The organism is Methanoregula sp. (assembly GCF_049686655.1).
In the GTDB taxonomy this organism is placed as follows: domain Archaea; phylum Halobacteriota; class Methanomicrobia; order Methanomicrobiales; family Methanospirillaceae; genus Methanoregula.
Genome location: NZ_JBAVIG010000022.1, coordinates 37,462 through 49,145, shown reverse-complemented (window position 1 = coordinate 49,145; position 11,684 = coordinate 37,462). Strand labels below are relative to the sequence as shown.

The following is an 11,684-nucleotide window of genomic DNA, read 5'->3' as shown; positions in this document are numbered from 1 at the left end:
GAAGATATCTCCGTACTTTTCCTGAGCCGGAAACACAGCACGATGATCCTTTCAAATGACGGACCGTTACGAGGCCTGGCCGATAATTCCCGGATCGAATACCATGGCACTCTCTGGCTTCTGGAGGAGATGATTCAGAACGAGATCCTGCGGCCACAGGAATCTGCATCGGCCCTCAGACTCATGCTCGCAAAAAAACGCTGGCTCCCCCGGCCCGAATGTGAGAAATTAATCAAAAAATGGGAATCAGGAGAATAATCAGAAACATATCACTCCTGATCATTGCCTATTCCGGTTCGTCCTTCACGCCGCCTCCTCCGCCATCAGTCACTCCACGCCCTTCTCTCCCGCCTCCCAGCACTCCCTCCACCGTCCCCCTCGCTGAGGCCGCCCTCTTCGCAACCCCCGGATCGATCCGGAGAAACTCCGGGTCGATGAAATCATGCACGATCGTCTCGTGCGTGCCATCGTCCGCGATTCGCGAGGTCACGTAGAGCCGGTAAAGCATCCGGTCCTTCCCGCCATCTTTCCGGACGAGCCCGAGGAGCCGGTCCCGGGGCTTATCCTCCATATTCATCACGGTCTGCCGGCAGAGGCCGGCGAGCCGGCTGTTGATATCCGCCATCCAGTCCGGCACATCGCCGGGCCCGAACGGCGGGGTAAAGTCCAGCTGGATCCCTTCGTCTCCCTGGAAGCGGACAAATTTCACGTGCACCTCCACGCCGCCGAGTATGATCGCATTGCCTTCGAGAGATAATTTGTGTGCTTCGTCTTCCGTTGCATGGATGATCATTTCCATAGTATTTCCTCCGTTCGTTATCCGATCGGTTCTGTCCTGTTCCGTCATTCCTCCCTGTCTCCCTTCTCCGTCGTGAAGGGGACTCCTCTCCGTCGGAGAGGGTGATCCAATAGTGCCCTTTTTTGGGCCTGCCACGTGCTAAACCCCATCGGACCCCCGTTTCGGCCTCTCCAACTGACCCATATTAACACGGTCCGGGACACGCGGCCCCTCCGGCGTAAAAACCCCTGCATTCACGTTGTGAACGCACGGAAACCGGCACGCATTTTTGCGAAACTGTGTCGTTCCGACCCGGAAAAAGGGGAATCGGAGCCCTTTACGGGCTTCTTTTCCCCTGTCCCTGAAATAAGGGTATACAGGGGAAATCACCGACGGAGACGAGTATCTTGTGGGTGTCCTGGTCAATCCTGCCATCTCCCTCATGCATTCACGATCGGCTCGCCATCGCGGCCGAGTTCAATGATACCCTTCTCCATTACGCGGAAGAGCCTGAGTCCCCCGTGCCGGCTGCAGGCCCAGAGCTCCCGGGACCGGCACAATCCCGGGGGTACGAGCCGGAGCAGAGCGATCATCTCGGCGAACTGGGCTTCCATCTCCGCAAGCGATCCGTGCAGCCGCCGGCTCATCTGCACGCTGACAACGGCCGTGTACCCGGCAGCATGGATCACAAAGGTCGAGACGCTCCCCCGACCCTGCCGGCAGAATGTGACAAAACCCCGGGCCAGCGCTACCGGCAGCGCGAAATCAATCGCTTTCTGCGATACCGGTCCCCGTCTCATGCCCTCACCCCCCGGGGAGTCGCCTCATGGATGAGACGTTCGAGCCGGTCAATACTGCGCTCCAGGCGCTCATCGAGGAGATCGATCTGTTCCCAGAGGGCCGCGACCTGCTCCCGCTGCTGTTTCTCCTCACGGTACTGCCGGGCCAGGACAGAGCAGATGAAGTCCCGGTACGAGTTCTCGTACTGCAGGTACAGGATCTCCGGGTCGGGGCTTTTGAGGCGCTGCATCATCTGGCGCATGAGTTTTTTCAGCTCATCCGATCCGGTATCCGGGGGTGTTGTGTGCAGCTCTGTTTTCCGGAACACTTCATTCGCAGGTTCCGGCGCCGGCTCATCTTTCACATGCCGACAGGCCCATTCCAGTTCCTCATTTTCCTGCCCGGCACTAACCGCACCGGACTTGTTCTCATCAGATTGCGATTCCTCGCAGGAAGTCCCGGCACCCCCGGCGCCTTCCGGCAGCAGGACCCTCGCGGATCCTGCGATAGTTGTTTCCTTCTCGTGTTCTGTCATGTTCTTTTAGTTTTTTTTTCATCGGCTATGCAGGCAGGCGCTTCATCCGCTCCGCTAACGTAATGCGTGCCATGGCCGGCGTACCGGGTGCGGCGGGTGCCTCCCTGCCCCGGGTTTTAACAAAACCCCCGGGCAACGAGTGCACTACGCGCCGGGCGCCGGCGAGTTATTGCGTATGCAGCGGTGACCGGTGAAACCCCATGCGATCCCGGCAGCAGCCGGGAAGATCCCACAACCGTTCACGGACACCGCGCCATGGAGGAAGACCCCCCGCGAACCGGACGGTTTGTCCGGCTCCTTCTCCGGTATACCCGGAAGACTGGTGGTGTATCCCATCATGGCACAGTGCAGTACAACCCGGACGAGCATCATGATCGCCAGTCAGCTCCGCGTTATGCAGCGGGCGGCCGGGGCCCATGATCTTCAATGACGGGAAAATACAGAGGTCCGCGAGCATTGTGATTAACTCAGGTTGATGAAATCAAATATATATACAAATTGGTTTAAAGAAAGTACTTCGATTTATCTAAGCGAATCGCGGCACGGATTTTGGCCGGATTTATGTAATCCGCAGGTTCAGGGAATGAAGCGCGGAGGGGCGGGGGAGCCGGAACAGCATGTCAGCGTAAGGTAGAGAAATTTTTTCTTCCGGTTGCCGGGTGCAGAGCATAATTCCCGTGTTCCATGATCGAACCCGCACCATCAGGGGAATTCAATAGCCCGGTGTGGCAAGGATAATGAAGCATTTTTGGGGTACATATGAACGACAACCGGAACGGTGACTTTCTGTATTCTAATCAGGAACAGCAGAGCACCCGATCTTTGTGGTTTCGCAAGGCACTTCCGGAGATCCCGGTCACTTCTGCCACTCTGCTGGAGTACTCCGGGGCATTCCTCGGTATTGCCGGATGGCTGGGAGTCCGCCAGGTAGGAAATCCCACAGCACAGGAGATCGGTTTTATTGTCTGGATTATCAGTGGCCTCCTCCTCATCGCATGGGGATACCATACAAAAGCCCGGGCTATCATACTCATCAATGTAGTGAATGTGGTCATGGCCGCCTCCGCATTTGCTGCGCTTGTGTAAGATAGGAACATCCCGTCCCCCTCACATCCTTTTAAACCACCGGTACCCACCTTTACCATAATGTGCGGTATTGCAGGCCAGTACTGTCTTGACGGGACGGCGCCGGACGCCCGGCTGCTCGCGGAGATGTCGAGGCGGCTCGCCCACCGTGGCCCCGACAGCGAGGGGACCAGGATAAACGGTAACATCGGGCTCGTCTACCGGAGACTTGCGATCATCGACCTCTCTGATGAGGGCAGCCAGCCGATGACCAATGAGGACGGGACGCTCTGGCTCGTCTTCAACGGCGAAATCTACAACTATATCGAACTCCGCGAAGAGCTCGTCATGAAGGGTCACCGCTTCCACTCAAAATCAGATTCCGAAGTGATCCTGCACGCGTACGAGGAATGGGGCACCGCCTGCCTGGAGCGGTTCAACGGCATGTGGGCCTTTGCCATCTGGGACGGGAAGCAGAAAAGGCTCTTCTGCGCCAGGGACCGGCTCGGTATCAAGCCGTTCTATTACACCCGGACCGGCAGCTCGTTCCTGTTCGCGTCCGAGATCAAGGCACTCCTCGCCCATCCTGACGTAGGGAAATGCCCCGATGACGGAACGCTCGGCACATATCTTGCGTGGGGCGTGCTTGATCACTCCGGGCGGACAATGTTCAAGGAAATCTCCCAACTCGAACCCGCCCATGCGATGGTCGTGACTGCCGCCGGCCCGGAGCCGTTCCGGTACTGGGACGTGAACGTCAACCCGGCGATACGGTCCACGATACCGGATGAAGTGGCCTCCTCCCGGCTCCTCGCAATCCTCCGGGACGCGACCCGGCTCCACCTCCGGAGTGATGTCGCTATCGGGACCTGCCTCTCGGGAGGCATCGATTCCTCGACCCTCACCGTACTCATCAACACCCTCATCCGCGATGAGGCACCGGCCAGTGCCGGTGCCCGGCAGAAAACCTTCTCTGCGGTATTTTCCGACAACCGCTTCGACGAGAGCCGGTACATCAACGAGATCGTCACCGCAACCGGTGTCGATGCCTACCGGGTGGAGCCCACCCCTCACCAGCTCTGGGACGATATCGACCAGCTGGTCTATATGCAGGACGAACCATTCGGTTCGCTCTCGATTTATGCACAGTACTGCGTGATGCGCCTGGCAAAAGAACATGTAAAAGTCGTGCTGGACGGGCAGGGGGCGGATGAACTCCTTGCCGGGTACCTCGCATATCAGGGGAGTTATACCGGTATGCTCCTCCGGTCATTCCGCTGGGGAACCGCAATTACCGAGATCACCGGCAGCCTCCGGCACCACCGGGAGTTCTTCCGTTCAGCATTCCGACAACTTATGGAACGGAAAACGCGCAGGAACCTCCTGAAATGCACAGCTGAAAAAATCCCCCGGTACAATGGGAATCTGGATAATGTTTTGTACCGCGAACTTACGTGCACAAACCTTCCTGCCCTCCTCCATTACGAGGACCGGAACTCGATGGCATTCTCAATCGAATCAAGGGTCCCGTTCCTCGATTACCGTTTCGTAGAATATGTTGCATCCCTTCCACTCAACCAGAAGATCAGATCTGGTATCACCAAAACCGTACTCCGCAGAGCGATCAAAGGGATAGTACCCGAAACCATCCGGTGCCGAATGGACAAGATGGGCTTTGTTACTCCTGAAGAAGTCTGGATGCGGGAAGACCTGCGCCCGTTCGTGCTCAACATCCTCTCATCGGATTCATTCCATGGCCGGCCATACTGGGATGCGGTGGCAGTAGTACGGAATTACCTGGCATTCCTTGACAGGAAGTCTGCTTATTCGCCGGAGATCTGGCGCATCATCTGTGCGGAATTATGGCTCCGGAAATTCTTCGACAAGACCGGTACTACTGCGACAGGATTACATTTCCCAAAAGGAGTATGTGGAACAGATCAATCCACGTGAGAATGCAGAAGATCGAATCTTATAAATGTTCAGTCCCATGAGATTTATGTGACGAAACCCGCATTACCGGTGCATGTCATTCCGGGCCGGGCTCCTAGGCGTTCCATGAAATCGATCATCCTTGCAGGCGGTGTCGGGACACGGCTCTGGCCGCTCTCGCGTGAGTATTATCCCAAGCAGTTTATCCAGCTTGACGGACTCTCCCTGTTCCAGAAGACATATGAGAGGGCGGTCCATCTCTCCGGGCCGGATGATATCTTTGTTGTGACAAACGATATCCACAAGTATCTTGTACGCAACCAGGCCGATGAACTTGGATATATCATCGACGAATCCCATCTCCTCGTAGAGCCGGAAGGAAAAAATACCCTGCCTGCAATCGGATGGGCATTGCAGCGTACCAGGAAGATTGACAGCCATGCAACGACTGTCGTGTTCCCAAGCGATCACATCCTCGGCGACGATGCCCTCGACCAGATCCGTGCGGCGGAGCCCATTGCAAAAAAATATCTCGTAACTTTTGGCGTAAAACCAACGTCCCCTCATACAGGGTACGGCTATATCCGGCCGGGCAGGAAACTTCCGATCGGATATGCCGTCGAGGAATTCAAAGAGAAGCCGGACGAGAAGACTGCACAAGAGTATCTCCGCAGGGGATATCTCTGGAACAGCGGGATCTTTCTCCTCTCCACGGACTGTTTCTTTGCTGAACTGAAAAAATACCAGCCGGCATTATATGCTGCACTCTCGGATGGCAGCGATCCGGATTACCCGTGTCTTGAAGCGATCTCAATTGACTATGGCCTGCTGGAGCACTCGAAAAAAGTGGCCGTGGTCCCGCTGGATGTGGAATGGAACGACCTCGGGACGTTTCGGGCGCTCTATGATACAGAAACCCACGACCGGGAAGGGAATGTCGGGCACGCCGAATACCTTTCATCCCGGAACAATTACGTGCACGCCCCGGGCAAACATGTTGGTCTCATCGGTGTAAACGATCTCATCGTGGTAGATACAGTGGACGCCCTCCTGATCTGCGACAACAAAGAGACCGAGCAGGTCAAACACCTGGTGAACCGGTATAATGCCGGCAATGATCCCGTGACCAAGTTCCACCGGCAGGTCCACCGCCCCTGGGGCTCCTATACAGTCCTTGAGGATACGCCGATCTATAAGATCAAGCGGGTGACCGTAAAGCCAGGGGAGCGGCTTTCACTCCAGCTCCACCACCACCGGAGCGAGCACTGGGTGGTGGTCAGGGGAACCGCTGAGGTGGAACTGGATGGTGAGACCCGGCTCCTGAGGAAAGGGGAGAGCACATTCGTTCACAGCGGGATGATGCACAGGCTGAAAAACCCTGGTCTGATCCCGCTCGAAGTGATTGAGGTTCAACTTGGGGAGTACCTGGAGGAAGATGATATTGTCCGGTTCGATGACGAATATGGCCGGAAGTGAGAGCCTTTTTCTGTTTTTTACTTAATGGCCGGTATAAGTAAACCATAAGGATTGCCGGGAATGCAACCCTTATTTTTTCGATCCCTGGTGTTTCCGGAATGACTTTTGCGGATGGCCGAAATCCCCCCCCACCAGGCACTGTCCCCCGGTTCCGATCAGATCTCGCCGGCCGGCGATCTCCAGCCCTTCGATAACAAGCCTGCGGTTCCGGGGATCCCGGTACTGCAGCAGGGCCCTCTGAATCCTCTTTTCCTGTCCTTTTGGAACATGAACCGGTTCCATGGTGAACGGGTTGAGTCCGGTGTAATACATACAGGTCGAGAAGCTCATGGGAGTGGGCGTGAAATCCTGCACCTGTTCGGTATAGAGCTGGTTGTCACGGATATATTCTGCAAGCAGGATCATGTCAGAGATCGTGCAGCCCGGGTGCCCGGACATGAAATAGGGGAGGATATATTGTTTCTTCTGTTTGTCTTTCTGCAACATTGCGAACTCCTTGCGGAACCGGTCGAAAACTTCCTGCCCGGGCTTGTTCATGAGCCGGGTGACGTTCTCTGAAATGTGCTCGGGAGCCACCTTGAGGTGACCGGAGACATGGTGATCGCAGATGGTCCCAAGGTAATCCGAAGGGTCGGCCACAATAAGATCGTACCGGATACCGGATCCAATGAATACCTTCCTGACGCCGGGGATGGCACGGAGGGCGGCGAGAAGTTCGCACTGGGCACGGTGGCTCGTCTGCAATGTCCGGCAGGCCGGGCTACAGTTCTTGTCCCTGCAGGCGCCGGTCTTCTCCCAGAGAGTGCACGAGAGCCCGTACATGTTGGCAGTCGGACCTCCCACATCCTGCACGATACCCTTGAATCCCTGCATACTCGTCATCCGGGTGACCTCACGGACAAGAGATGCGATGCTCCGGCCCTGGATGATCCGGCCCTGATGGTGGGTAAGGGCACAGAACGAGCAGCTTCCAAAACAGCCGCGGTGGCTGGCCACCGAGAACCTGACCGGCTCAAGGGCAGGCACGTGCTGACGGTAGGACGGGTGGGCCTCACGGGAAAAAGGTATATCGTAGATATGATCCAGTTCCAGAGTTGTCAGCGGTATAGCCGGGGGATTCTGGATGATAACCGTTTTTGGATGCGGTTGCACCACGGATTTTCCCCGGACCGGATCCTGCTCGGCATAGTGTAGTGCAAATGCCCTTGCGTAAGCAGCCTTGTCCTGAGACACTTCGGAAAACCCGGGAATCTCGACTATACCATGGGACCTGCGGCTCCGCCATTCCGCAAGCTCCATCGTAAACGCGGTCCCGCGGATATTACGCAGGGATGTTATGGGCTCGCCCGCACTGGTACGGCAGGCGATCTCCACCATCTGCCGCTCGGCCATGCCGAAAACGAGGAGGTCGGCAGGGGCATCAGCAAGGATTGCCTGCCTGACCCGGTCCTGCCAGTAATCGTAATGGGCAAACCGACGGAGGCTGGCCTCGATGCCACCAAGAATGACAGGTATACCCGGGAAGAGTTCCCGGACCCGGTTCGCGTAAACGATCACGGCCCGGTCCGGGCGTTTCGGGATACCGCCCGGTGAATACACGTCATCGCTTCGCCTCTTCAGGTTCGGGGTGAAGTTGTTCACCATCGAGTCGACATTGCCCGACGATATGCCAAAGAAGAGCCGGGGCGAGCCGAGCCGGGTAAAATCCGCACTGCTTTTCCAGTCCGGCTGGGCGATAATCCCGACCGTGAACCCGGCATCCCAAAGGACACGGCCGATCAGGGCTGTGCCAAATGAGGGGTGATCGACATAGGCATCCCCGCTGATGAGTATAATATCGAACTGTTCAATACCCAGCTTCTGTCCCTCTTCGCGCGAAATTGGGAGAAACGGTGGCTGGGAAATCATAAAACGGGAGGATTTAAGAACTCTTTCCGGTTGCGAGCCGGATTATGTCGGGGGGCGCCGGGTCAGATCCCGGATTATCTCCGCAAGACCGCCTGGCAGTTCACTCTTCTCGTCTTTCTTTTCCTCACGGGGGCCCGGGCGGGGTTCTTCATTTACCGGCTCCTGTTCCGCTGTTCCGGAAGTGTTTTCGTGACTAAGTACAGGAAGGTGGAGCTGTGTCTTTTCATCGTACTCTTTCCTAGCGGAAAGACCAGTGAATTCGTAAATCACAGCCTCAACAATGAGATAGGTTACGGCCTTCTCCCTTAGGCAGCCGGTCAGGGCGTGACCTGCCCGTCCCACTGAAGCATGATAATGGATATGCGGACCTCCCTCGCCGGGATATATCGTGCCCACGCCGAAGACCTCCCACCCCCCCTCGAACATTACAAAATGCGGGACCGGGGGAATGACCGGTTCTTCAGGGCCGGTAACCATCCGCCCTTCCATCAGAGCACCGAGGAAAACGATCGAGCCGGCACGGACACCCTTGTCCTGGACGAACTGGCGAAGGGACACGAGCATGTCTTCCCCGTCATCGATCCTCACGACAAAGACCCTGCCGAGCTGACCTTCCGTATATTGCATAAGATCAGATTCCTGTTCTGGTATTCATATGGTTTGTGCGGCTTTATATCTTCTATGACTAGGTGACGCGTGATCTCCGTCATCCGCAGAGATTTATCGATACAATCACAATGGCAGCGAAAATGAGGGGGTGAGTGACGGGCACCACGGTTTATCTGCCCCCGGCTCCACCGCCACCAAACCCGCCTCCGCCTCCAAAGCCACCGCCGCCGCCAAATCCCCCGCCGCCGGAGCCACCGTGGCTCGGTGGCGAGAAGGCAATCAGCGGGATAAACGCGGCACTCATCGCTATGGCCCCAACCGGAACACCGGTGTCGGCCATACGGATATTGAGCTCTTTCATCGCCTTCTCTACGTTCGCTCCGACACCGAGAGCAGTTCCGTAGGTGAGCCAGTCACCCCACATTGAAAGATCGGCGGGTGCATACTTCTGGATCATGGCCATGTCTGAGAGGAAACGGGTGAATGCATCCCATTCAAGCTTTTCTTTATACCGGTCGTCCTTCCAGTGGCCGAACAACGTGGACGGAGCGGCAAAAGCGATCCCCGTCTGGACGAGGACTGCAGCCCACAGAACTGCTGCCGGGATAAGGATGTACGACTGCATTGAATATACAACGGCAAGGATCACTGTGACGCCGAGCACAACGCCCGCAACCATTCCCAGCGGGGTAATGTGGTCCCGGCCATCCACTATATACTGGTTGGAGAGGCTTGTGTCCACCCTGCTGGTCACATCAGTAAGGTTACGCTGGTACCGCAGAGCTGTCTCTTCTGCACTGCTGTCTGACTGCGCCCGCTTTGCAATGGCAGCAATCTTCTCTGTGTCCATCACGCTCTTATCCGCTACCTGGTCGATGAACGTAAGGATCCTCTGTTCGTAGGGATCGAGGTTTGCAGATGACAGCACCCGGATCTCTACGCCTTTACCGTCAACTTTTTCCGTGATCGTGATGTTCTTGCGCCGGTGGAGATCGAGCAGGGTCGCATAGTAGCCGTCCTCGTCGAAATCCAGCGCATCGCCCTTGAAAAGCAGGTTTACCTGCCAGGGCCTGAGCGCCGTAGAGGGGATGGTACTCAGGTATGCCGGGACCGTGAATTTTTTCTCCCGCCCGTAGCGGTAATAGATCAGGATGAGGAGAAGCGGGATGAGGATGACGGCAACCATCGCAATCCCATTCAGGGAATATGCTACGTAATAGGGTGCATTGTACCAGAAGTTCGCGGAACCTGTCTGTCCCTGGAGATCAGGAGACTCTGTCCGGAACGCGGGCATACCGGCAAATGCATTGTTCGTACCCAGCATCTCCACTGAAAGGATCTCATTCTCAGCCACACTTCCGGTAATCACGTAGGTGTCACCGGTTTTTTGGGTTTGCAGGCTGGGGGGATAGACGTAGATTTGCTGCACATTATCTGCAGGGAGGCTGATATGGACACTATGGTAGGGAATATGCGTATCCCCGGCAAATTTCAGGTTGAGGTGGGTGGTGGTGCCATCGTACTCGATCGGGGGGTAGAGGAGGTAGGTATATCCGGCGGTATAGATACCATCAGTATAATAATCCGGATTGAAGATGCCTACTTCGTTGGTGTTGGCGAGCTCGTCGATTGCTGCCTTCCGGGAAGCGGCCTGTGCATCTCCAGCAACATTTACGGTACCATCACTGCCTTTTGCATACCAGGTAACACCCTCAGGGGCCGCTGCCGACACGAACTGGACTGCAGAAGACGAGGGAGGTGAAAAGACCAGCGGGGCATCCCAGCTCCGGTACAGCATGCGATACACCCCTCCGGTGTGCACATCGTAGGTATAGTGCTCTGTCAGGGTTCCGTTGCTCTGGAGCGTGGCATCGTAAGATTCCACCACCAGATTCCCCTCAAACAGGGCCGGCGCTGCGTTAACGATGATGAGGCCGATGAGGCCGATGACCAGGCCGGCCACAACAATACTGGCAAGCTGTCGTGTCTCTCCCACGGCAATGACCTGCTCAGAACTCTATTTTGGGAGCGTTCTCGATCGCTTCCTCGAATTGCAGGTACTGCAGCTTGATAAGTCCCATGATCTTCCCTATAAAATTCGAGGGGATTGTGTCGATCATAGTGTTGTATTCCTGGCTGATGTTGTTGTAGGTATAGCGCTGGCGGGCGATTTCCTCCTCAAGGCCCTTTACGGAGTCCATAAGACTTGTTACAGTGCCTGAGGTCTTGAGGTCGGGATAGTTTTCTGCAACCGCAAGCAGGCGGCCGAAGATGGAACGGGACTCGGCCTCGACCTTGTTCAGGTCACCGGGTCCGGCAGTAGCAACAGCGGCCCGCATGGCGGTGACCTTTGTGAGGGTATCCTGTTCGAACTTCGCATAGCTTTTCACGGCACCAAGAAGCTGCTCGATCATGTCCAGCCGCTTCTTCATGGCCACACGGATCTGCCCGAGGGTGGCTTCCGAGGAATTCCGAAGGCTGACAAACCGGTTGTAGATTCCTACGGCCCAGAGCACGAGAACGATGACTACAAGGACGATAACGCCCAAGACAACCCATCCAATAATATCTTCCAGCATTGTACTCAGTACATTCATGATC

12 protein-coding genes are annotated in these 11,684 nt (G+C 56.3%); 4 read left to right on the top strand and 8 right to left on the bottom strand.

Translation table 11 applies throughout. The annotated features are described in order from the left end of the window. The coding region (locus WBL42_RS03175) for a hypothetical protein (protein ID WP_424719817.1) at positions 1-258 on the top strand (258 nt) is incomplete at its 5' end. Between the two features lie 28 nt (positions 259-286). Here WBL42_RS03175 and WBL42_RS03170 read toward each other — a convergent pair. The 4 genes from WBL42_RS03170 to WBL42_RS03155 form a co-directional block, all read right to left on the bottom strand. Further along, positions 287-799 carry a hypothetical protein gene (locus WBL42_RS03170; protein ID WP_424719816.1) on the bottom strand — a complete coding sequence of 171 codons (513 nt, stop codon included), beginning with the start codon at positions 797-799 and terminating at the stop codon, positions 287-289. Positions 800-1,218: 419 nt separating this feature from the next. Continuing rightward, the gene (locus WBL42_RS03165; protein ID WP_424719815.1) at positions 1,219-1,578 is read right to left on the bottom strand and encodes a hypothetical protein; all 360 of its coding nucleotides are present in this window, start codon (positions 1,576-1,578) and stop codon (positions 1,219-1,221) included. Beyond that, positions 1,575-2,093, bottom strand: coding sequence for a hypothetical protein (locus tag WBL42_RS03160; protein WP_424719814.1), 519 nt, complete (start codon positions 2,091-2,093; stop codon positions 1,575-1,577). Before WBL42_RS03160 ends, WBL42_RS03165 begins: the two co-directional genes overlap by 4 nt. A gap of 144 nt (positions 2,094-2,237) precedes the next feature. Further along, positions 2,238-2,465 (bottom strand): hypothetical protein, encoded by a 228-nt coding sequence (locus tag WBL42_RS03155; RefSeq protein ID WP_424719813.1) that lies wholly within the window; start codon positions 2,463-2,465, stop codon positions 2,238-2,240. Positions 2,466-2,915: 450 nt separating this feature from the next. Here WBL42_RS03155 and WBL42_RS03150 point away from each other — a divergent pair, with 450 nt between their 5' ends. The 3 genes from WBL42_RS03150 to WBL42_RS03140 all read left to right on the top strand — a co-directional run bounded on the left by WBL42_RS03150 (position 2,916) and on the right by WBL42_RS03140 (position 6,566). Further along, positions 2,916-3,179 (top strand): hypothetical protein, encoded by a 264-nt coding sequence (locus WBL42_RS03150; RefSeq protein WP_424719812.1) that lies wholly within the window; start codon positions 2,916-2,918, stop codon positions 3,177-3,179. 60 nt (positions 3,180-3,239) lie between these two features. After that, the gene (asnB, locus tag WBL42_RS03145; RefSeq protein WP_424719811.1) at positions 3,240-5,111 is read left to right on the top strand and encodes an asparagine synthase (glutamine-hydrolyzing); all 1,872 of its coding nucleotides are present in this window, start codon (positions 3,240-3,242) and stop codon (positions 5,109-5,111) included. Between the two features lie 105 nt (positions 5,112-5,216). Further along, a complete protein-coding gene (locus WBL42_RS03140) occupies positions 5,217-6,566 on the top strand; it encodes a mannose-1-phosphate guanylyltransferase/mannose-6-phosphate isomerase (RefSeq protein WP_424719810.1) in 1,350 nt (449 codons plus the stop codon). 69 nt (positions 6,567-6,635) lie between these two features. On the opposite strand, the gene WBL42_RS03135 is transcribed toward WBL42_RS03140, so the two are convergent. The 4 genes from WBL42_RS03135 to WBL42_RS03120 form a co-directional block, all read right to left on the bottom strand. Next, entirely contained in the window at positions 6,636-8,474 is a 1,839-nt protein-coding gene (locus WBL42_RS03135) for a YgiQ family radical SAM protein (protein WP_424719809.1), read from the bottom strand. A gap of 42 nt (positions 8,475-8,516) precedes the next feature. Further along, entirely contained in the window at positions 8,517-9,101 is a 585-nt protein-coding gene (locus WBL42_RS03130; protein WP_424719808.1) for a PPC domain-containing DNA-binding protein, read from the bottom strand. Positions 9,102-9,252: 151 nt separating this feature from the next. Further along, a complete protein-coding gene (locus WBL42_RS03125; protein WP_424719807.1) occupies positions 9,253-11,079 on the bottom strand; it encodes a DUF2207 family protein in 1,827 nt (608 codons plus the stop codon). 13 nt (positions 11,080-11,092) lie between these two features. After that, positions 11,093-11,662, bottom strand: a complete 570-nt coding sequence (locus tag WBL42_RS03120; protein ID WP_424719820.1) for a LemA family protein — start codon at positions 11,660-11,662, stop codon at positions 11,093-11,095. Positions 11,663-11,684 lie beyond the last annotated feature (22 nt).